This is a genomic window from Biostraticola tofi (assembly GCF_004343195.1).
Taxonomy (GTDB): Bacteria; Pseudomonadota; Gammaproteobacteria; order Enterobacterales; family Enterobacteriaceae; genus Biostraticola; species Biostraticola tofi.
Genome location: NZ_SMCR01000002.1, coordinates 144,030 through 164,737, shown reverse-complemented (window position 1 = coordinate 164,737; position 20,708 = coordinate 144,030). Strand labels below are relative to the sequence as shown.

General features: G+C 56.5%; 18 protein-coding genes. 8 read left to right on the top strand and 10 right to left on the bottom strand.

Translation table 11 applies throughout. The features are described from left to right. Positions 1 to 15 precede the first annotated feature (15 nt). Genes EDC52_RS04915 through tssG form a run of 6 tightly spaced genes read left to right on the top strand, consistent with a single transcriptional unit; the run spans position 16 to position 7,915 of the window. Complete coding sequence (locus EDC52_RS04915; RefSeq protein WP_131864234.1) at positions 16 to 2,613, top strand: DUF2169 family type VI secretion system accessory protein; 2,598 nt, start codon at positions 16 to 18, stop codon at positions 2,611 to 2,613. Continuing rightward, entirely contained in the window at positions 2,604 to 3,668 is a 1,065-nt protein-coding gene (locus EDC52_RS04910) for a pentapeptide repeat-containing protein (RefSeq protein WP_131864233.1), read from the top strand. Before EDC52_RS04915 ends, EDC52_RS04910 begins: the two co-directional genes overlap by 10 nt. Positions 3,669 to 3,711: 43 nt before the next feature. Next, entirely contained in the window at positions 3,712 to 4,338 is a 627-nt protein-coding gene (locus EDC52_RS04905; RefSeq protein WP_165911659.1) for a DUF3540 domain-containing protein, read from the top strand. Positions 4,339 to 4,340: 2 nt separating this feature from the next. Beyond that, positions 4,341 to 4,883: a type VI secretion system baseplate subunit TssE gene (gene tssE / locus EDC52_RS04900; RefSeq protein WP_131864231.1), complete on the top strand. Its 543-nt coding sequence runs from the start codon at positions 4,341 to 4,343 to the stop codon at positions 4,881 to 4,883. 3 nt (positions 4,884 to 4,886) lie between these two features. Further along, positions 4,887 to 6,755 carry a type VI secretion system baseplate subunit TssF gene (gene tssF / locus EDC52_RS04895; RefSeq protein ID WP_131864230.1) on the top strand — a complete coding sequence of 623 codons (1,869 nt, stop codon included), beginning with the start codon at positions 4,887 to 4,889 and terminating at the stop codon, positions 6,753 to 6,755. Beyond that, positions 6,752 to 7,915 carry a type VI secretion system baseplate subunit TssG gene (gene tssG / locus EDC52_RS04890; RefSeq protein ID WP_131864229.1) on the top strand — a complete coding sequence of 388 codons (1,164 nt, stop codon included), beginning with the start codon at positions 6,752 to 6,754 and terminating at the stop codon, positions 7,913 to 7,915. The genes tssF and tssG overlap by 4 nt, the downstream gene beginning before the upstream one ends. Before the next feature lie 7 nt (positions 7,916 to 7,922). On the opposite strand, the gene EDC52_RS04885 is transcribed toward tssG, so the two are convergent. The 9 genes from EDC52_RS04885 to EDC52_RS04845 all read right to left on the bottom strand — a co-directional run bounded on the left by EDC52_RS04885 (position 7,923) and on the right by EDC52_RS04845 (position 18,766). Then, positions 7,923 to 8,420, bottom strand: coding sequence for an Hcp family type VI secretion system effector (locus EDC52_RS04885; RefSeq protein WP_131864228.1), 498 nt, complete (start codon positions 8,418 to 8,420; stop codon positions 7,923 to 7,925). Between the two features lie 18 nt (positions 8,421 to 8,438). Next, positions 8,439 to 9,923: a type VI secretion system contractile sheath large subunit gene (gene tssC, locus EDC52_RS04880; RefSeq protein ID WP_131864665.1), complete on the bottom strand. Its 1,485-nt coding sequence runs from the start codon at positions 9,921 to 9,923 to the stop codon at positions 8,439 to 8,441. Between the two features lie 4 nt (positions 9,924 to 9,927). Next, complete coding sequence (gene tssB, locus EDC52_RS04875; RefSeq protein ID WP_131864227.1) at positions 9,928 to 10,488, bottom strand: type VI secretion system contractile sheath small subunit; 561 nt, start codon at positions 10,486 to 10,488, stop codon at positions 9,928 to 9,930. Between the two features lie 74 nt (positions 10,489 to 10,562). Beyond that, entirely contained in the window at positions 10,563 to 11,570 is a 1,008-nt protein-coding gene (gene tssA, locus EDC52_RS04870) for a type VI secretion system protein TssA (RefSeq protein WP_131864226.1), read from the bottom strand. After that, positions 11,567 to 15,142, bottom strand: coding sequence for a type VI secretion system membrane subunit TssM (gene tssM / locus EDC52_RS04865; RefSeq protein ID WP_131864225.1), 3,576 nt, complete (start codon positions 15,140 to 15,142; stop codon positions 11,567 to 11,569). Before tssM ends, tssA begins: the two co-directional genes overlap by 4 nt. A 17-nt stretch (positions 15,143 to 15,159) precedes the next feature. After that, positions 15,160 to 16,350 (bottom strand): type IVB secretion system protein IcmH/DotU, encoded by a 1,191-nt coding sequence (gene icmH / locus EDC52_RS04860; protein ID WP_131864224.1) that lies wholly within the window; start codon positions 16,348 to 16,350, stop codon positions 15,160 to 15,162. Further along, positions 16,347 to 17,699: a type VI secretion system baseplate subunit TssK gene (gene tssK / locus EDC52_RS04855; protein WP_131864223.1), complete on the bottom strand. Its 1,353-nt coding sequence runs from the start codon at positions 17,697 to 17,699 to the stop codon at positions 16,347 to 16,349. The genes icmH and tssK overlap by 4 nt, the downstream gene beginning before the upstream one ends. Beyond that, positions 17,696 to 18,292 (bottom strand): type VI secretion system lipoprotein TssJ, encoded by a 597-nt coding sequence (tssJ, locus tag EDC52_RS04850; RefSeq protein ID WP_131864222.1) that lies wholly within the window; start codon positions 18,290 to 18,292, stop codon positions 17,696 to 17,698. Before tssJ ends, tssK begins: the two co-directional genes overlap by 4 nt. A gap of 81 nt (positions 18,293 to 18,373) precedes the next feature. Then, entirely contained in the window at positions 18,374 to 18,766 is a 393-nt protein-coding gene (locus tag EDC52_RS04845; protein WP_131864221.1) for a DUF4150 domain-containing protein, read from the bottom strand. Between the two features lie 264 nt (positions 18,767 to 19,030). On the opposite strand from EDC52_RS04845, the gene EDC52_RS20230 reads away from it, so the two are divergent. Together EDC52_RS20230 and EDC52_RS04840 are read left to right on the top strand one after the other, a co-directional pair. Beyond that, the gene (locus tag EDC52_RS20230) at positions 19,031 to 19,162 is read left to right on the top strand and encodes a hypothetical protein (protein ID WP_268990339.1); all 132 of its coding nucleotides are present in this window, start codon (positions 19,031 to 19,033) and stop codon (positions 19,160 to 19,162) included. A 30-nt stretch (positions 19,163 to 19,192) separates the two neighbouring features. Continuing rightward, positions 19,193 to 20,314 carry a hypothetical protein gene (locus EDC52_RS04840; protein WP_131864220.1) on the top strand — a complete coding sequence of 374 codons (1,122 nt, stop codon included), beginning with the start codon at positions 19,193 to 19,195 and terminating at the stop codon, positions 20,312 to 20,314. A gap of 40 nt (positions 20,315 to 20,354) precedes the next feature. Here EDC52_RS04840 and EDC52_RS04835 read toward each other — a convergent pair whose 3' ends face one another. Further along, positions 20,355 to 20,654 carry an MbeD/MobD family mobilization/exclusion protein gene (locus tag EDC52_RS04835; protein WP_131864219.1) on the bottom strand — a complete coding sequence of 100 codons (300 nt, stop codon included), beginning with the start codon at positions 20,652 to 20,654 and terminating at the stop codon, positions 20,355 to 20,357. Positions 20,655 to 20,708: the final 54 nt, after the last annotated feature.

The window sequence follows — 20,708 nt, the reverse complement described above, 5'->3', positions numbered from 1 at the left end:
AACCAAGGCAGTCTGATGCACGTGATAAAACCCCTGCGTCTGTCGGTTATGCAGCGCCCATGGAGCCAGAGTGGTAAACACCGCCTCGGCGTTACGGTGATGGCGCTGACCGATATGAGCAGCGCTCCCAAGCTGCGTCCTGAACCGGAACTCTGGCAACTGGCGGCCGAGGAGCTGCCTGAAGGTTGTTTGCTTGACGCGGGCATTCCCAAGCCCTCGGCAGAATATCTGGTCAGTGGTTATGCCTGGCCCTGCCATCAGCCACAGCAGCCACAGCAGCCACAGCAGCCGCACTGTATCGTTACCGTTCAGGTCGGCGATAAAGAAAAATGCCTGTCAGTGTCAGGGGATCGTTATTGGCTGCAGAACCAGGCCACCCCTCCCCGGCCCTTCGATCGTATGCCGCTCGATCTTAGCCATGCCTATGGCGGCCCCGCTCACCCGGTGAATCCGCTGGGGATCGGCATGGAACCACGATGTATCGATGGCCGACACTATCTGCCGTTGCCTAATGTGGAACCTGTCGACGTCCCGATGACCTCTTCACGGCAACAGCCGCCGCCGGCTACGCTTGGACCGATTGAATTCACCAGTCAGGCCCAGCTCGGCCTGATGGGTAAACAGTACGACGAAAGCTGGCGGCTGCAGGGTTTCCCGGGGTTTGCACCGGATATGGACCTGCATTTGTTCAACCGTGCGCCGTCGGACCAATGGTGGCCTGGGCGGGGCGAAGTGCCCGCCGCTGCGCCGTGGCTTATCCGCAATATGCACCCGACCCTTGCGGTGCAGCAAGGTCAGTTGCCGGCATGGCGCGCCCGCGGTTTTATCAACTATAAGCACGAACCGCAGTCTGCGGTTGAAGTTGTTCTCGGGCTGACAACGCTGTGGTTTTTCCCTCATCGGGATCAACTGATGCTGTTCTGGCAAGGCTCCATTGCCATCAGCGAAGATGATGCCGCCGACGTTGGCCAGTTACTGGTCGCCATTGAAACGGCCGAAGCTGCCCGCCCGCCTGCCCACTACCAGGAGGTGATGCGCACGCGTGCCGCCCGCAAGCCGGGGGGTGATATCGTCCGGTGGGAGCAAGAGCTGGTCTCCAGGGCGATTATCGGCCCTTGGCTTGACAGTGAACCCACCAGCAGCCCAAGTTCCCTGATGGACCATCTTGCCCGGCGGGAAGCGGCGCTGCGGGAGAGTCATCAGTCGGTGCTTGCGCCCGGTAGCCAGGAAGTCACCGGACTGATGGAGGCCGGTGTGGTGCCGGGTGGCATCGATCACATGCAAACCATCGATCACCGGGAGGCTATCGATCAGATGGAGGCCATCGAAGCAAGCCTCAGGCAAAAAGCGGCCAGCGCAGGTATGCCGCCTCAGGACAGCTTGGCGCTGCCCGCCGGGCCCGCGCAATATCACCAGATGCTGAAACGGCTCAATGCGTTTCCAGCGGACGATACCCTCCCCTATGGCAATGATGACCTCGCCAAGCTGGCCGCTGGGCATCAGCAGACCGCTGAGCGTCAGCAGATAGGCCAGGGCCTCTACCGGATGTATATGATGTCCGCCGGCGAACGTCCGCCGGCGGCTCAAGCGGCAGGGCAACGGCAGTTGGCCTTGCGCGGCAAGGCGATAGCTATCATGGCCGATCGCCGGGATTTCAGCGGACAGGATTTTACCGGCGCGGATCTCAGTGGCCTGGATTTAAGGCAGGCGGATTTCAGCCGGGCATTACTCGAAAGTATCACTTTGCATCACTGCCGGTTAGAGGGCGCTGATTTCACCGAGGCCATGCTGGCCAATGCGACCGTCACCGAGTCAGTACTGCATGGCGCAACCTTCGATAGCGCCTGCCTGACGGGATCCCGCTGGCAACACTGCCAATTCGACCAGGCGACGTTGAAAGCAACCATGCTGGTCCAGGCGATATTTATCGATTGCCGCTTTAGCCTGGCTCGGTTGACCGGTCTTTATTTCGAGCGCACCCGCCTGCTGCATTGTCGCTTTGATCAGGCCTCGCTAGAAGACTGCCACTTCCCGGCGCCTGACTGCCCTGGCCCCGATTTTAGTCGGGCGCTAATGCGGAAGGTCACCTTCCTGGAGGGCGATATCAGCGATGTCTGCTTTGATCACGCCCGGCTGGAAGAATGTAGCTTTCATGCCGTCAAATTGGACGCTGCCATTTTTGACCATGCCCGGCTCACCCGCTGTGCTTTTAGCGGCACCACCAAGGCCCCGGGATCGAGCTTTGCCTATGCCCTGCTGGACAGTTGCCATTTTCGCGGCCTTGGGCTGGAAAAGGCTGATTTTAGCCATTGCCGGGCGGATAACTGTGATTTCAGCGAAGCCAGCTTGCGTCAGGCAGTCATGACCGGATTGTTTGCCGGCGGCAGCCTGTTTATCCGCACCGATCTGACCGGCGCCAATCTGGCCTATGCCGACCTGACCGGCGCTCTGCTGCAAAAATCGGTGCTTACCGATACTGACCTGACTTATGCTTGTCTGTTTCGAACCGATATTTCCCAAGCGCTGTACGGTCCGGGAACCCGCTGGACCGATGCCTACACTCAACAGTGCAAAACCCTGCCCGGCCGGACGGAGGAACAGCCATGCAGGTAACGGCAGCAGCACTTCAGCGTCGGATAAGCAACGGAGAAGTGATAAGCAAAGTGACTCTGGGTCCTGAACAACTGCAAGGCGTGGCGCTGATAGGGGCAATGTTCACCGATGTCACCTTTGCGCAGCTACCCGCCAACGCCGGGCCGATACGGGATACCCTTTTCGATCACTGCCGTTTCCACAATGCCCATTTCAACCAGCGTTGTCTTGACGACTGCCGGTTTACCCATTGCCATCTGCCCGGCGCTGACTTCAGCGATGCAACGGTCAGTCAGTGCCTGTTCAACCATTGTGATTTGACGGAGGCGTCGTTCCTGCGCACCACGTTGAACCAGACTCAGTTGCTGCATACCGCATTGACCGGCATCCGCTTGGAGCATGCCACCCTCAGCAAGGTGTTGCTGTCCGAGACGCCGCTTGACCGCGCTATTTTGCAACAATGTCAAATAACCGGCAGCGTGTTTTTCAACTGCGACCTGAGAGGTAGCCGATTTACCGGTTGCGCCCTTGAAAACAGCGTCTTCGTCCGTTGTGACCATCGCAATTGCCACTACCCTGGTCAGCGTTTTTTGCGTTGCCAGTTTACCGAAAACCGCATGGACCAGGCCGACTTGAGTCATACCGATCTCAGCCAAAGCTGCTTCAAAGGCGCTTCGCTGGTCGGTGCCCGACTGGACCATTGCCTCGGAGACCACACCTTGTTTATCGAAGCCGATCTGCGGCAGGCCAGCCTTACCCATAGCCGTCTTGACCAGTCGCAATTTATCGATGCCGTGCTGCTGCAGACTGATTTCAGTGACAGTTCTCTGGTCCAAAGCCTGTTCCATCGGGCCACGGCAGAATACGCCCGCTTTCAGCGCTGCGATTTACGTTACGCCGACTTCAGCGGCGCAAATCTGCGCTTTGCCGATCTGCGGCGGGCGTTATTCCTGCGCACCCTGTTACATCGCTCCGTCTGCCAGCACACGCAGTTTTCCAGCCGCCTGGGAACATTGTCTGCCGATGAGGCGCTGCTCAACGCCCAACTCTGGCGTGAGCAGCATCCAGCAGTGTGAGGGACGTTACCATCAAAGCTATTTTTAAGGATGCCTTATGCATATGGACACCATTTCAGACCCACCCGCTCGAGCCGCGTTTTATCAGGGCAGCGGCAAAGTGCTGGCCCGACTGGCTGAAGGTCGTTATCTGATCTCCTTTGACAACCGCACCTGGCAGTGTCAGTTGGCCGCCAGTTGCTTACTGAGGCCCGAGGCGCATGATGAAGTGCTACTGGCAGGAGATGACGACCGGTTATGGCTGCTCGCCGTATTGCTGCGGGCCGATAGCAGCGGCGTGGCTACGCTGGGCGTAAGCGGCGATTTGCTTATCGCCCCTGCCGGCAACCTGCAGATGTCCAGTGCGGGACAGATCGGGCTCAACTGCCAGAGATTGGCGCTGGCTGCCGAAAGGGGCGAGTGCCGTATAGAGCAGATGAATTATACCGGCCAGGCGCTGTCGGTGGTACTGCAGCAGGCGGCAATAGTGGGTAAATCCCTCGAAACCCTGTGGCATACCGCCACTCAGATCAGTCATCGACTGCTGCGCTGCGTCACCCACAAAGAGCAGGTCCGCGCCGGACAGATAGACATCCAGGCCGAAGACTGTCTGCGTTTCCACAGTAAAAACACGCTGATCAGCGCCGAAGCGCTGATAAAAATTGATGCTGAACAGATTCATATGGGATAGCCATGGATAAAAACAACGATTATCGGCTGAATCCCGACCCGGCAGCGCATCGCCTGCATGTCGAATACGCACAGCCGGCGCTGCTGGAGCGGCTGACTGATGACGGGCTGTCGCTGTCGATGGATGCCGAGTCCAGCATCCGCCATCACAGCGTGCGCATGATGCGCCGGGCAATATTGGATAACCTGCATGCGCTGTTAAACAGCAGCCATTATCAGGCAGGGAATGATCTTGGCCGCTGGCCGCTGGTCGCTGGCAGTGTACTGAATTTTGGCATTTTGCCGCTGGCGGGAAAATGTATCTCGGCGCTGCCCCTGCATGATATCTGCCAGGCGATACATCAGGCCGTGTGCCGCTATGAGCCTCGTATTGACGCCGATACCCTGGAAATTGATACGCCCGCCGCCCCATGGCACGGCGGCCAAAGCGCACTGAAGTTTGAAATCAGGGGCCATCTCTGGCATTGCCCCCGATGGCAGGCGTTTGTATTTGAGAGCCGCTTGAGTCTTGAAAACGGTCACATCGAGCTGAGGGATAAGGGGTAATTCATGGATGACCGATTACTGGCGTACTATCAGCAAGAGCTGGCCTGGCTGCGTGAAATGGGTAATGAATTCGCTCAGCGCTACCCGGCGGTGGCAGGCAGGCTGGGCATGCAGGAAGGACAGATAGGCGATCCTTTTGTCGAGCGGCTACTGGAAGGCACTGCATTTCTGACCTCCAAGATCCAGCTGAAAATGGATGCCGGCTACCCTCAGCTTTCCAGGCAACTGCTTGAGGTGTTATATCCTAACTACCTTGCGCCGGTGCCGTCGATGGCGGTGGTAGAGCTGCAGCCCGATGAAGGTAAAGGCGATATCAGCGGCGGTTTTACCATACCGCGGGGAACGGTTATGGACAGCCTGGCGCTGAAAAAGCAAGGTATGACCTGCCGTTTCAGTACTGCCCATGAGGTGGTGCTCCAGCCTCTGCGTATTGAACAGGTAACGCTGGGTCCGGTGCCGGCCACGGTTGCCAAAGCCGGTATCAGGCCGAGCGGGCAGTCCAGTGCGTTGCGCATAATGCTGCGCTGCTTTGAAAATGTCTCCCTGGCGCAAATGAAATGCGATCGCATTATGTTCTATCTCTGTGCCGACCAGACCCCGGCCAGGGAGCTGCTGGAACTTCTCATGGAGCACACGCAGCATATCCTCTGCAGCATTGATGGCGACGACGTAACCTGCTCCCTGCTGGACCGTCAGTGCCTGCGACATGAAGGCTTTGACCGCGACCAGGCTCTGCTGCCAGCGGATATGCGTAACCTTGAAGCCTATCGCCTGCTACAGGAATACTTTTTTTTTCCCGATCGTTTTCATTTCTTCAGCATCAGCGGTCTGCAACCGTTGCTTGCACGGGCGGGCCGACAGCAGCAGTTCGAGATCATTTTGCTGTTGGGGAAACAAAATCCGGCCCTGGAACAGCAGGTCGACCGCCAGCATCTGGCCTTGCACTGTACACCGGTCATCAATCTCTTCCCACACCGGGCCGACCGGTTCATGCTGGATCAGCAGCAAAGCGAGCATCCATTGGTAGCAGACCACGTACGCCCCGATGATTTTGAGATCTATTCGGTCAGCCGAATCCGGGGATACGGTGCCGACAACCGCTGCCAGCGCGTGTTCAGGCAAATGTATGCCCCTGATGACCCGCATGGCGATAGTGCCGAACCCAGTTGGTTTTCGCTGCGTCGGCATCCCCAGCGCAGGCACGCCAATAGTGGGCTGGCGATGATCAACGGCTACAGCGCCTCGGCAGTGTATATCACCCTGACCGGCGGCGTGTCGACACCAGACCGCTACTGGCAGGACAGCCTCTGTGCGCTTGAGGCCGAGATCATCTGTACCAATGCTGGCCTGCCGTTGATTTTCGCCCAGCAGAGCGATCGGCAACTGGTGATGAGGGAGTCGTTCCCGGTACGCCATATTGTTATTCGCCAGGGTCCGACCCCCCCGTCCAGCGCCATGGCGGATAGCCGGGACAGTTGGCAATTGGTAAACCAGCTCAACCTGAATCTGTCCAGTCTCTCAGGCAAAACGGCAGAGCACAGCGCTGCTGCCCTGCGGCAATTGCTGGCATTTCACGCGGGCCAGGCGCCGGCGGCGGCGCGCCAGTTGTCGGGCATTCGCCACTGCACATTGACGGCGGTTAACCGATTAATAGCTCCACCCGGTCTTTATACCGGCGGCACCGCCGTTGCCATCAGCGTGGACGAACAGGTATTTGCCGGCGCAGGCGCTTGGCTACTGGGCAGCGTATTGGCGAGGTTATTCAGCCAGTCCGCCGCCATCAACAGCTTTACTGAAACCACGCTGACCGATGCCAGTCAGAATATCATTGGGTGCTGGGCGATGAGGTCAGGCGAGCAGGCCAGCCTATGAACATTTACTCTCTGCGACCTGTCGCTGCCCAGTGCTTGCCCACTGCCACGCTCCCTTATACCGATTTGCGCCAACCAGGCGCTGCCCGCCCGGTTCACAGCAACAGCCTGCCCGAACTCGGTGCCGGCCAAAAGCAGGGGACGTGGCCTTTGAACGCCAGAGCGCCATGGCAATACCGTCTTTTCCCTCTGCTCAGGCGGATCGATGCCTGCCAGGGTTCGCCCTATCCGCTCGGCTGTTCCCGATTGCCGCACCATGACCCATTACGTCTGGGCCAAAGCCCCTTTCCGGGCTATACCGCTTCAGAAATTGCCGCCATTGACCCATGTCATTTAAGCGGCCTGGGACGTGTGACGGTTTACGGATTTGGCCTGTTTGGCGCGGAAGGCCCTTTGCCACTGCATCTGACCGAACATGCCTGGCAACGGCAAAAGCATCACCAGGACACCGCTCTGGCCTCGTTCGCCGATATTTTTCATCATCGGCTGATTTCGCTGTTTTACCGGGCCTGGGCCGCCAGCCAGCTGGCATTATCCTATGATCGCATCGACACCCGCAGTGTCGATGACTGCCTGGCCAGTCTGTTAGGTATGGGCCAGCCGGCTCTGCGTCCTGAGGGCCTGAACTTACATTTGTGCAGCTATCTGGCAGGGCACCTCAGCCGTCGACCGCGCAATGCCGAAGGGTTGAAATCGATCCTGCAGCAGGTGTTTTCCGTGACGGTGCATGTTCTTGAAAATCGCTTTCACTGGCAAGCTATCCCGCGCCGCAGCCAGTGGCGTTTCAGGGCGGACCAGCCGGCCGCACTGGGGCGGGATACCTGCCTGGGAATAAGTACCGCCGATTATCGGCAGACCTTTCGTCTGCTTATCGGCCCACTGGACTGGAATGGCTATCAGCGAATGCTGCCCGGCGTTTACGCCGGCCCGCCCTCGCCGCTGTCGGCAGCCGGGCTGCTGCAGCAGTGGGTACACTGGTATGTCGGCCAGGAGCTGAGCTGCGAGGTACAGCTGGAGCTTGACGGCAAAGCGTATAGGGGATGCAGACTTGATGCAGGCCAGCCACTGGGGCAGGCCTGCTGGTTGGGTCATAATCCGGACGGCTGCGCCAGGAGAGAGGTGATTTATCGACTGCCTTCCTCCCCCCGAGAGCCGGATTGACACCTGGCTATTGGGTGTTGGATTTGACATCCCAGGTAAACGTTACCGGCGCACTGGACTGGCCGGCTTCGCTTTGCGCGGAATATTTCACCTCAAGCTTTGACGGCGAAAACCGGTACAACACCCCTATCTGACCGTCGGTGGCCCCCCCCTCCGCACGCTGGCCCGGCGCTAGCTCAATAGCGCTGATGATGACGTTTTTCAGGCTGATATTGAGAAACTCGTTCTGTTTGCCGCCCGCCTTGTCCATAGACAGCACCACCTCGCCCAATGCCCTGCCTTCAGCCGCCATGGTCATCATGGTCGGCATGGCCTTGTCAAGGCGGGCATAGACCAGCAGATCCTTTACCACCAGCCGTCCACACCCCCCGCCTCCCCCGACGGTATTCTCGGTGGGCTGTTTGATGTGCCATTCAAACGTCAGCACATCAATCCATCCCTGGTGCCCGGCATCCATGGCTTCGCCGGTCACGCCTTCTACCTGCAAATAAATACTGTTATGCATCCGTCTGTTCTCCCAGGGTTAATTTGCCGCTTTCAAGGAAGGCAATCTGGATACCAGCCGCAGTGATACGGTAAGCCCTTCCAACTGATAATGGGGACGCAGGAAAAACTTGGCCTGGTAATAGCCCGGGTTATCTTCAGACTCGCCGACTTGGATCTGGGCGGCGGCTAATGGCCGGCGTGCTTTGGTTTTCTGAGATGAATTGACCGGGTCCCCATCGACATAGTCGATAATCCAGTGGTTAAGCCACCGCTCCATGTCATCCCGACTCTGGAACGAACCGATTTTGTCACGTACGATGCATTTCAGGTAATGCGCGAACCGGCAACAGGCAAACAAATAAGGCAACCGGGCCGCCAGGGCGGCATTGGCGGTTGCATCCCCATCACTATAGTCGGCAGGTTTCTGCAGCGATTGAGCACCGATAAAGGCGGCAAAATCGGAATTTTTACGATACACCAGCGGCATAAAACCATTCTTGGCCAGCTCGGCCTCTCGCCGATCGCTGATGGCTATCTCGGTCGGGCATTTTATCTCTATCCCGCCATCATCGGAGGAATAACGGTGGCAAAGCAGATTGTCGACCGCACCGCCGGACTCGACGCCGCGAATGGAAGTGCACCAGCCGTATTCCTGGAATGACCGGTTGATGTTCACCGCCATTGCATAGGCCGAATTGCTCCAGACAAAGTTCTGATGGGTCGCGCCGGCAGTTTGCTCTTCAAAGTGAAAACGCACTACCGGATTGGTCAACTGACCATAGGGCAGGCGCGCCAGAAAGCGCGGCATCACCAAACCGATATAGCGCGCATCTTCCGATTCGCGCAGCATGCGCCAGGCGACATATTCGGTATTCTGGAATATCTTGGTCAAATCCCGCGGATTGGACAGTTCCTGCCAGGATCCCATCTGCATCACCTCGGGCGAAGCGCCGCCGATAAACGGGCAATGGGCGGCGGCGGCGATGCGGGCAATCTCCCCCAGTAGCTCGACATCCTGCGGCCCATGGTCAAAGTAATAATCGCCGACCAGGCAGCCCAGCGGCTCTCCGCCGAACTGGCCGTATTCTTCTTCATAAATACGCTTGAACACCGGACTTTGATCCCAACCGGCGCCCTTGTACCTTTTCAGCGTTTTTGCCAGTTCGTGTTTACTGATACTCATGACGCGGATCTTCAGCATTTCGCTGCTTTCGGTGTTGTTGACCAGGTGATGCAGGCCGCGCCAGGCACCTTCCAACTGCTGAAAATCTGGATGATGAAGGATGGCATTAAGCTGGCGGGAGAGTTGATGGTCAATGGCGCAGATCAGCGCCTGGATATCGTTAAAGGCATCCTGGGTCAACGGCAGCGCCAGGGCCAGCGTCTGGCGGGCGAGCGTTCTGACCGCTGCTTCCACCGCCTGGATCGCCTGAGCGGTTGTTGGACGAAATTCCTGTAGCAGCAGCGCGCTCAACTGGGCAGCGGTATGCTGCGGCGACAGTCTTTCATCCGGGGTGATCATCACATTATCGGCCTGCATGGTCAGACTCCTGTTGAGCAAGAGAGGCAGCATCGGCGGCGTCGATTGCATCGGCGCGGCTGAGGAGTTCAAGTAATGCCCTGTTTTGCAACAGCGACGCTATCAGATTTTCCGCACCATTTTTACCGTCCATATAGGACAGCAGATTAGATAATTCAATCCGCGCATCCAGCAATGTCTTAAGCGCGGGAATCTGCTGGGCGATGGCATCAGGTAGGAAATCGTCTATATGATTCAAGCTAAGCTCTACCGATAACTGACCCTCGCCAGCCAGGGTATTTTCCACCTTGAATGCGATGCCTGGCTGTAGTGATTTCATCAGCTCATTAAAGTTATCAGTATCAACATCCATGAATTTACGTTCATCTATCGCTGGCAGCGACGGCTCTCCCTTTTTGCCGACCAGATCGGCCAGCACCCCCATGACGAACGGCAACTGGACTTTTCTTTGCGCGCCATAGAGTTCGACGTCATATTCGATCTGCACGCGTGGCGCCCGGTTTCGGGCTATGAATTTTTGCCCACTTTTGTCGCTCTGTTGTGACATCCCTTTCTCCTTGTGGTTATACAAACGGTATCGGATACCCATTACCGTCCTGGTCATGCTTGCAATGGACCGGTCTATTTACTGGCTGATGAATTTAAAATAACGTCGAACTGCGCTGCCGCATCCGGTGCCAAATTGCGGATCATCTGCATGAAATCGAGATCAAATAATTGTTGAATGCGCTCAATCAATAAATAAGCCGGATGGCCCGGCTCATGTTGGGCGAAGTACGCCTGAACCGCCGCCAGCGCCTGGCGGGCATCCTCGCGGCACCGAATTTCCCCGTCAGCGGATATGCTGTTGATAGGCATAGCAGTTACCGATGCCGGCGAATTTATCGCCGCTGCCGCAGCGTCAGACAGTATTGGGGATAGCGTTTTTTCAGGCGCAGGCGCCAGCCGCCGTAAGACCGCCAGCAGTGACGACATCTCGGGGATCGCCGCCTCGCCAAGCCGTTGTCCGAGCAGGGTATTCATCTGCTGCACTGCGGCCAGGATACGCAGGATCAAACACGATGCCGGATCGACTCCCTGGCGCAATTGGGCCGCGAGCACCGCCGCGCCTCCCGGATAATCACTCTGTACGCTCTGGGGGCCGTCAAGCATTTTGAGCACATCAGCAACGGTTAACGCCTGGGCGCCGGCCTGTACCACCGGGCACTGACGCAGCAGACGGGCCAGGGCAAAACCATCACCCAACGCACGCAGTGCATTAATGCGCATGTAGGGATCCGGTTCTGCCCAGGGAGACAATGAGGGAATGAGTTCGTCCCAGTAACGTGCCATCGCTTCATTAATCAACTCCAGTCCTTGTGCATAGCCCGCCAGACCATGAAGAGCGGTCCACGCCTGTGCAAGCAGCACCATAATGCGAATATCCTTACTGCGCGCCATCAGACCAATGGCCCGATGTTCTACGCCGCGCCAGTCGGGGGGCTCGCCGGGAATCAGCATATCGCCATACTGCTGCTCTGGCTTACCGCAGGCAAGCTGGCTAAGCTCAAGGTACTCTGCGCTGTATTCAAGATTATCGCCGCAGGGCGTCGCCGGACTGACCGGATAAAGCAGGGAATCGTGATTCATAAGCGTCCTTTGTTATCCAGACAGCGGAATTCGGGTAAAGAGAACGGATCGTAGCTGCTGTCAGGCGTCACATCGACTCGCGCGCTATGCCCCTCCAGGTTGAACAGCAGCCGCCTGGCCGGGCCCTGATCGAGGGTTTCACTGTCGGCCCCGGCAAAAAGCCGATGGAGCGCCCAGGGACCTGAGGCGGTTCGGGCGACGACGCGGCCATCGGCAAGCTTCAGGGAAAGGCTGGCCTGGCCGGCCGCCGCTCCGCCCGGACCCGGCCAGGACAAATGCGCCGCTGTCAAAGGGCCGTGCCGATAGTGGGTAATCTGCCCGTTGATATCCAGCGTCATACTCAGTATTGAGCTGTCCATTGAGCGCGGACGCAGGACAAAAGAAAATGAAGGAGTGCTTACATCAGCCCGAAACAGGGCACCACTGATAGCCTGCGCCTGCCTGAAGGCATCAAGCAGTTCGCTGTCTTCCTGAGTGGAAGCGCCTGGGCTGGCAGGCAACCATCGCCATTCATTTTCCTGGCTGATGTTGTCGCGCAGATGCTGCTGGAATAGTTGACTCATGATGCCGCAGCCCGGCGCGAAAATATGCGCCAGGTCATCGGGAAGGATATCTGGACCCCTGGCGCCGGACAGCGGAAAGCGTCCCTGGATAGCCTGGCGGCAAAAATGGCCGCTCTGGGCGTTGACCAACTGGCGCAGTCTGGCCTGGGCATGATGCTGGCTGACCTCGGCGGTCTCGGCGGCGATACTGTGCAGCATAGCGCGAAAAGGTTGCGGCAAACGACCGGCTTCGGCCCGCAGCCTGGTCATGATATCGCCGTGGGCTACGCCATGACCGCCTTCGGCTTTAACGGCGACCAGATAGTAATAGACCTCCCCCAGTTGCTGGATAATGCCATCAAATCGAGTAGCTGCACCGGCATCCGCCAGCGGCCGAGAGATATCGATAAGATCCCGATAATGCTCTCTGACGATATCCTCCGGCAGCCATAACGGCTCGTCGTTTGCGGTTTGCCGGAACAGACCTGAAATCCTCTGCGCCGCCTCATCATTCAATTTACGGCCCCAGCCAGCCAGTTGATTTTGTTCCTGCGGACGTTCCAGTCTGAGGATGTATCCTAGCCCGACCAACAGATTACGCATGGGGGAACGTTCATCCGACAGCAGCCGTATGGCATGGATCCTTTCCTCCAGATTACGGCAACTGACCAGAACAACGTCAGCCAGCACCTGGTCCCAGTAACGTATGAATTCATCCATATAAAGCTGGCGTATCTGCCCGGCGACAATCTCCCCATCAGGCAGATCCTTGATTCCTGTCACCCATTGTTCTTCCTCTAGCTGCGCAGCTACCGTGTTATCTACCTGCCGGTCCAGGCCCAGCCAATATCCTTCTGGGGTAAACAGGCCTGCAATCGGTGCAGTAAGCGCCTGGCCGCTTTTGCGCTTGAAAACCTGCCCGGCCAGCGGCCCGGCGAGTTCGGCCAAACTGGAATATCCACCGCGATGTTCAGTTATCAGCGCCATTTTGAGCCGGCAGTAAACCCGCTTCGCCAGGCTTTTTTTGGCGATAACCCGGCGAAGCTGGCTGACCAGTTGGTCATCTCCGCCTCCGGGGGAAGCCGGTTTCGCATCGTCAAGCAACCGCAGCAGATGGCCCCGTAAATGTTCGCGCTCTAACGCGTTAAGTGGACGTTCACTGTCCTGATGTGGCAGACGAGCCATCAGCCAGTGGGTGAGAAATCTGCCGTCGTAGCGGTCCGGCTGATGCAGCATCAGATAGGCCTTTAATGCCTCCTGAGCAAAGGGCATTTCGCCGCTGGCGGCCTCGGCGGCCAATAGGTTGATGCGGTCGATGACCAGTGGCAGCATCAGACGCTTCAGGGCATGCACATAGACCACATCAGCAGAGACATGCATCATATGGCCACGATAAAGACCCATACGGTAGGCAAGCGTTGGTGCGGACGGATCGAACTGGTGACTGTCGGCCAGGTGTGACAGCCGATTCAGCAGCGGCAACAGGGCTCGCAGATCGTGATTAGGCAGCTTTGCCAGCCTGGCACTGTGGATTTCAAGATATGGCAGGCGATCCTGCACCTCATTGACGTAACGACAATTATTTTTATAACTCAGGATAAAAGCGCAAGTAAACATACTGACCAACAGTAGCATCGCTCCTGAAGCCAGCAGACACAGCATGCGCTGGGACCGCTTGCGGTAATGGGCATTGCCTGCAGACGTCCCGTCAGACAGAATGACTTGCCGAAATAAAGCTTCGAGAAAATAGCGCTGAGCAGGCACCCGTTTCTGTTCCTCGTCGCCCGGCCTGAGCTCGCTGTTGCCGGGTTGATAGGCGAACAAGTCAGTGCCCGTCTCCTTAGGCGGCGCTTGAGCAGATATTTTTTTCTGATTGGCGCTAGTAAAATAAACGCCCTCCAACTGGAAATGCTCCTCTCCATGATGGGGTGCGAAAATCAGCATCAATTGCCGCATCAGTGGGGGGCGTAGCGACATAAACGCCTGAGGAAATGCAAAAATGGCGGCTCGTTTACCGGGATCGGCCTCTGCCTGCAGCGTATCGGGCAGTGCCATGGCGAGACGCCGGTGCAGCTTTTCATACTGTGCCTCAAGCTGAATCGGCAGTTCGCTGTGCAGCGCTTCGCCACCGGACCGCATCAGATTGAACCCCCAGACCTGCTCCATTTCAGCGCCGTCCAAGCGGCTAAAATAGTCACTGAAACCCAGCAGGCAGTCCGCCTTGGTCAGCATGAGATAAACCGGAAAAGGCCGGCCCAGATCCCGTGCCAAATCAAGCAGTCGCGATCGCATCTGACTGGCCTGACGATGCAGATCTTCAGCCGAAAAAAACAGCAGATCCTGTACGCTGATGGCCAGGACCACTCCGTCAAACGGCTGGCGAGACCGATAGCGGCGCAGCAGGGATCGCAACAGCGGCCAATGGGCATTGTCATGATCCATATACTGCCCCGGCAGACTGAGCAGGATCCCAAGGGAAGAAAAGTACCACTCGCACTGACTATGCCCATCCGCGCGCGTACCGGCGTGCCGCTTTACCGGCGGAGGATAGAAATCCAGACCGGAATGGAGCAGTGCCTTGCTTTTTCCGCTGCCGCCGGCTCCGATGACCAGCAGCCAGGGGATATTGTAGAGGTATTTTCTGCCGGTCAGGCGCCAGCAGTATTTCCAATATCCCTGCAAATGCTGGCTTGCCAGTTTTTTGATAATCCGGCAGGCATTATCGAAGCCCATCTGTAAGGCAAGATCACTCTCGCCAGCCCCGGCAGCCGACTCGCTGCGGCTTTGCAAGTGCCGCAATAAGCGTCTCTGCAGCCAGGCTCGATAAAGTAACGGCATTGCCCGCAGCACCAGCCACACGCCAATTACCGCCGCTATCGCCTGACGCCGTCGCTGTGCTGAACGCAATGGACTTTCGCCTTCGATGGCAATCAGCGGCCCCGCCAGCCAGATCAGTAGGCAGGCGCCGGACACCATTACCCCCCCCCAGAAAAGCCGCGAGGTGAATATGACCATCAGTTTCTTCAGCATCCTGTCATCCCTGGGGTTTATGGCGCGACGTCATCAGGCGCCTGCGGTTGATAAATGATGTCAATTCTGCGGTTTATGGCGCGATTTGCCGGCGTGTCGTCAGGTACCAGCGGGTCTGGGTTTGCCGGTGCGGTGGCTCTTATCCAGGAAGGTCCCTGCAGATGGCTGCGCAGTAAATCTGCGACGCCCTCAGCCCTGGCAAGGGATAAATCCTGATTGGACGCATACTTGCTGCGGCTTATGTTCTGGCTGTCGCTGTGGCCGTTAACGGTGATGGTGCCGTGCGGAAATGCCAGATGACGCGCGATACGTTCGATAATGGTTTTATAACGTGGATTTAATGACGCCGAGGCCGGGGCGAATAAATCCCCCCCTTTTAAGGTGATCACCAACTTGCCCGGTTGTCGATCCCAGGCAATATCGCCCCGGGCAATTTCATCTTTGAGAGCCTGTTTCAAAGACCAGAACCCCAGGTCGACGGCGGGAGCGGATTTGGGCAGCGGCAAACTGTAGATAGCCCGTTGCACCGGCAAGGCCCTGCCATCCAGTTGATTGACCAGAATGATGTATAAGCCAAACAACAGCATGCAGCCAAACAGGCTGCAAACCCAAAGCAGATGCCAGGGACGGCCGGAAGTGGGGGCAATAGTCATGGGCGGTCTCGGCGGACTCAGTTCGGCGGGGTAACTCCCTCTTGCCCGGCGCAATTGCTCGGCCAAATGATGCACCAGGCTTTGCAGGCGCGCCTGACCATGCTCTATTACCCGGTAACGTCCGCCAAAACCGAGCGAGAGACAATAATATATGAGCTCCAGCTCATCCAGATGCTTCTCCGGCTGCAGCAGCAGTTCATCCAGCAGGCAGAAAAATGTTTCGCCGCCCCGGGTCTCATTATGAAAGGTGTTCAGCAGCCCATTTCCCGACCATAGACTGTCACCGCCCCATGGGGTCAGGCTTACCGCTTCGTCGAGGGCGGTGCACAGGCAATAGCGTGATCGCGTCATCATTTCATGGGACAGGCCGGTTTGCTGGCAACGTTTTTCAAAACGCCGGATCTCGTTAATCATCTGCTCGCGCAACAAGCCTGGATCATCCGGCGCGGGGCTGAATCTGATGCCTGAAATGGCATTGAGCAACGGATAAGCCGCCTTCAGCAAAGCATTGACCGGCGTGTCCCGACTGTACGGAATTTCATGTGGCAAGCTCATGATGCCGGGATGTCCTGCAGCGTCGACTGCCTGACGGCCCACAGCTCAACCGTGACGCTGGCTGAGTCGTGCGCCAGATAAAAAGCGAAGATGCCGGTATCCGAAATTTCCTGCCAGAATTCACCGCCGCTTTCCAGCAGTTGATAACGGTCACCACTACGGTATGGCAAGGAGGGGGGGACGCGATCCAGAGGCTTTAAAGCGACGCCGGGTAACTGCAGCTGCACCAGATCACGTATGCGGTTCAGTGGCGCTATTTTAAGCTGCCGCAGCACCTCATCGACTCCCTCGCCATTTTCCCCATCGGTATTAATGCGCAGGATGAAATCAAAACCAGCGATCATGGCGCGTTCGGGCAAGGTAGCAATACTGAGTCCGGGCATCCGCTTGACCAGCGGCAAAGGCAGCGCATTTTCCTCCAGCATCAGGCTAAGCCCTTGGCGCAACATGGCCATCAGGCGAGAAAAACCCTCTGCGGCAAGCTGATGGTCATATTGCGGTATGTCCATGTCTGCGGCATAGGGCGGGCGAAATGCAGACAGCTCCATCGCGGCGCCTAGCCATTCAGCGAACAGGATGTGCGGATGCAGGCAGGGAAGATGCAGGGCATGCTCGGTGCGGGCGCTGAAGCGGCTGACCAACCCAAGCAGCAACATATCCCGCACCGGAACCGCCCGGGCATTGTCCTGACCGTTCATATGGCGGCACAGCCGCTGGCGGCACTGGCGCAATAGTCCCGCCATCTCCTGCATCATGCGATGCACGGTCCGATGGGCGTGAACATTGAGCAATGGCGGGATATATCCTTCATCCAGGCAAACACCACCGTCGAGATCCTTTCTCTTTAACCGCACGACCCCCATGCCTATCCAATCGGCGGTCAGTGCTGACATCGGCATCAGCCTGAGACGTAACCTTGCGCAACATAAGGTGGCGCTGCCGGCCGACAGCTCATTGTCATCGATTACCTGTTTTTCGAAAGCCAGGTAACGCGCGGTCGAGCCGGAAGATTCGGTCAGTATGGCGGATTGCCTGCCTGCGCGTGCTGCCGGCAATGCCAGCACAATGATCATCTCCTGCCAGCTGTCATCCACATCGATGGGAGGCGGCAACGCGTCGACGCTATCTACATCGAAATACGTGCCGTCAGGTAAAATACCGCTGGCCGATACCAGGGCTATCTTGCCCAGAGACTGCATGCCGATATCCAATTCCAGGCGGGAAAATCCCCAATGATAGGCCCCCTGACGAGACTGGCGTATAATGGCCTGCTGCCATGCATCGGCATGCTGGAAATGGTGGGGGCGTAGAAACATTCCCTCCATCCACAGCACTTTATCTTCTTTCACTTTGCTTCTCCCTGGCCGAGTTTTTCGGTTGCATGAACAGCCGCTGAAAAGTCGATACTCAGCCCTGTACGGTCAAGCCGGATAAAGACCTCTCTCGGGGCGGGAGCTGCCTTTATCACCTTTTGCCACACAGAGAGTTCGACAGTGGGCGATGCTGGCAGCAAAAGTCGCCATTGCTGGGCGTCGAATTGCTTGAATTCCGCAAACAGGCCGATGTGGCTAATATTTGCCGCGAGCTGCAACGGATAAAATTTACTCTGTTCGCCGGGTACAATAAAAATACTGTTCTCCCCCGGTAAAATGTCATTATCCATCTTGGGATTTACAGCCTGCAGTTCATAAAAAGTCGCCCGCATAAAATCATCCTCATTACGTACGGGAAAAATACGTATCCGCAACGGCATGCCATCATTCAAATCATCTCTAATAATAAAAGTCAGTATATATTCCGTTTTCCGATTCACTTCACTCGATGAGCAACCGGCCAACCATAATATGGCGAGCAATATTTTAATTATTTTATTAAAACCCGGATCGACCTGAAAATGATGAACCCAGGGACTCGCTACCCGCATATCAGTCCATATTGACATTATTACTGCCAGCCAGCGGAACAATAATACGCAGGCGCTTTTTTGTGATAATTCTGCTGGGTATAGTTCATTGCCTATTGCTTACATCGCCAGCATCATGACAATCAACTGACTCGGGAGCAGCCGCATACCCAACGCATTTTTGTTGTTTTGCAGGCTCAGGCTGGTCATTCTCGTCGCGGGCGAGCCCTTGATAAGTACGGTAAATGCGCCGGTAATATGCCTGGACTCCCCCATGACAGTATGAGAAACCACGCCGAGCAACGTGCCGGCGTTGTCGCCAAAGCTCGATAGAGTACGCGTTGCCAGATTATGGGCCGGCATCGCCATAAATAACACCGTAAAACTGCGCGGCGTTGCCATAAAGCCCATAGCGATATTCGGATAAGGCACCGGCACCGGTAACGGCATGGGCGTCAGGCAAATATCAGGAAAAGCCAGATCCATGCCAAACAGCTGACAATTGGCAAACATAGCGGCGCTCCTCTGCAGGCTTCTTTTTATCGGCATATGATATAGACGGGCAATGGAGAGTCCAATAAGGTATTCACCTGAATTTTTATTGACACAGTGAGGCCAACTTTAACAAAGTATTCCTGTGAAAAAAATTCGATAAAATGAAATAAATAGGTTCAACAGCCCTTAGAGATGCGCTGCCCTGAGAGAAAAAACGAAGTGTTAATACTGAAAAGCCATATCCGTTAATAATATTCGTAATTAAAATTAAGGATGAATGAAATGTTCTATAATGAATGGCTATCTGGTGCCACCGAGGCCACGGCCTATGTTCGTTACTATGCTATTGATAAGAACGCAGAGCAGTCCGAGGCCTGCCGCGACGAACCCCTGACCGCATTACAAAATGCCTAGCATCTTGCCGAACGTCTGCTTAAGGTCCCGGTGGAGTTTTTAACCCATCATGGCCAGGCGACCCCTACCAATTTACTGCAAGAAACTGCCGACCTGTTTGAAAGTGAGCTGCCGGACAGTGTCAAAATGGAGGTGCGCGCCTGTCTGGGCAAAGCGGCAACCCAGGTGCTGCAGACGATTGCAGCCGAAGATGCCGTGGTGGCGCAGCCGTTGGAAAAAGCGGACCAGGTCAGACTGTGCCAGATGGTGGCCCAGCACAGTCTGACTGAACCGGGCTTGTTCAGCGACCGCGCGGAAGAAGGGAAAGCGTTGTGGTCACAAATTGCCCGCCTGCTGGCATTGCCCGACGCGATCGCCGCCGTCGGCAACGCAGGGGTAACCATAGAAAGAAATGTCTTTGAAACGGCAATCGCTCTGCTGGCGATAAAGTATCAGTTGCCCTGTTCGGCCTTAACATCGATCTGTCATCGCCAGCGTGCGGGGTCGACGGATACTGCCTGGTACCGCTGGCTAACAGATGAATCAGCAGGTCTGGTAAAAAAGGCCCGATTCCAGTTGCATGTGATGCTGGCCGGTGAGGTAATGCTCATGCCCTTTTCTTCAGTGGAGGTAGACCAGCATGAAAAAGAGGGTGTGAAAGTCCATTTCAGCGCGGTGATGGCAGTCAAAACCCCTAAGGGATTCGACTTCGTGGCATTTGATAGCTCAACGGACGCCAGTGAGAATTCGGATAGATTCAATATCATTTGCCAAATTACGCCAGAAACGCATAATCGGCTGTTTTTATTCCATAAATTTTTACAACATGAGAATGACTGTGCCATGCAGTCATATAACTTCTTTGACTGGTGCCTGTCGAAAAAGATAATTGCAAATATCGATTCGCTGAGTTATGAGGACTTTTTCCAGCACTACCAAGCGTATCTGAATGGCATCCTGGGCGCGGAGGGTGACAACGGCTCTTACGACAGCAGCATGTTGCGCCATCGCACCCTTATCGATTGGGTGGCAAACGGCTACACGCAGGATATCCCAGATCGGATTACCCGTGACTCTCCCTTGCTCCAGGGTACCGTGACCATGGCGCATCAAGCCGCAGGAGAATGGGGGGTAATGAGTAAGCTGTGGCGATCGCTGTCATGTCTGCGATAGCCCTCTATTTCAATCAAGGCCGGGCAGCGTCGTCCGTATCTTAAATACCGCAGGATTGATTAAACGCAGCGGCATCCCGCGCCAGCTGGTCAACATAGGAACGGATGATTTTGATTTTGTGCAATAAAGGATTTCGGTCCGGTGAACTGTCCAGATTATTGAGTTGCGAAACCAGATAGGCATTATTCTCGCGCAGCTTGGCCTCACGCTGCAAGCTGAGTTCAAGCTGTCGCTGGAGCGCCTGATAGCTTTCCTGGCTGTACCTGTGGTGCTGCACAAAGCTTTGCTCAAGCTCGGTGAATGCATGGTCCAAACGCGATTCTAACTCTTGCAGCAACATAATCTGGATCGTTCCTCTTAGGGGGCGCTGAGCGCAGTATACCGGCAGTCCGGG

Excerpts from the sequence above, each read along its gene's own strand:
- EDC52_RS04885 (WP_131864228.1), bottom strand. The coding sequence starts at position 8,420 with ATGCATAACAGTATTTATTTGCAGGTAGAAGGCGTGACCGGCGAAGCC.
- icmH (WP_131864224.1), bottom strand. The coding sequence starts at position 16,350 with ATGAGCTTGCCACATGAAATTCCGTACAGTCGGGACACGCCGGTCAAT.
- tssA (WP_131864226.1), bottom strand. The coding sequence starts at position 11,570 with ATGAATCACGATTCCCTGCTTTATCCGGTCAGTCCGGCGACGCCCTGC.
- tssF (WP_131864230.1), top strand. The coding sequence starts at position 4,887 with ATGGATGACCGATTACTGGCGTACTATCAGCAAGAGCTGGCCTGGCTG.
- EDC52_RS04905 (WP_165911659.1), top strand. The coding sequence starts at position 3,712 with ATGGACACCATTTCAGACCCACCCGCTCGAGCCGCGTTTTATCAGGGC.
- tssC (WP_131864665.1), bottom strand. The coding sequence starts at position 9,923 with ATGATCACCCCGGATGAAAGACTGTCGCCGCAGCATACCGCTGCCCAG.
- tssM (WP_131864225.1), bottom strand. The coding sequence starts at position 15,142 with ATGCTGAAGAAACTGATGGTCATATTCACCTCGCGGCTTTTCTGGGGG.
- EDC52_RS04915 (WP_131864234.1), top strand. The coding sequence starts at position 16 with ATGCACGTGATAAAACCCCTGCGTCTGTCGGTTATGCAGCGCCCATGG.
- tssG (WP_131864229.1), top strand. The coding sequence starts at position 6,752 with ATGAACATTTACTCTCTGCGACCTGTCGCTGCCCAGTGCTTGCCCACT.
- EDC52_RS20230 (WP_268990339.1), top strand. The coding sequence starts at position 19,031 with ATGTTCTATAATGAATGGCTATCTGGTGCCACCGAGGCCACGGCCTAT.
- tssB (WP_131864227.1), bottom strand. The coding sequence starts at position 10,488 with ATGTCACAACAGAGCGACAAAAGTGGGCAAAAATTCATAGCCCGAAAC.
- EDC52_RS04910 (WP_131864233.1), top strand. The coding sequence starts at position 2,604 with ATGCAGGTAACGGCAGCAGCACTTCAGCGTCGGATAAGCAACGGAGAA.
- tssJ (WP_131864222.1), bottom strand. The coding sequence starts at position 18,292 with ATGTCAATATGGACTGATATGCGGGTAGCGAGTCCCTGGGTTCATCAT.
- EDC52_RS04845 (WP_131864221.1), bottom strand. The coding sequence starts at position 18,766 with ATGTTTGCCAATTGTCAGCTGTTTGGCATGGATCTGGCTTTTCCTGAT.
- EDC52_RS04835 (WP_131864219.1), bottom strand. The coding sequence starts at position 20,654 with ATGTTGCTGCAAGAGTTAGAATCGCGTTTGGACCATGCATTCACCGAG.
- tssE (WP_131864231.1), top strand. The coding sequence starts at position 4,341 with ATGGATAAAAACAACGATTATCGGCTGAATCCCGACCCGGCAGCGCAT.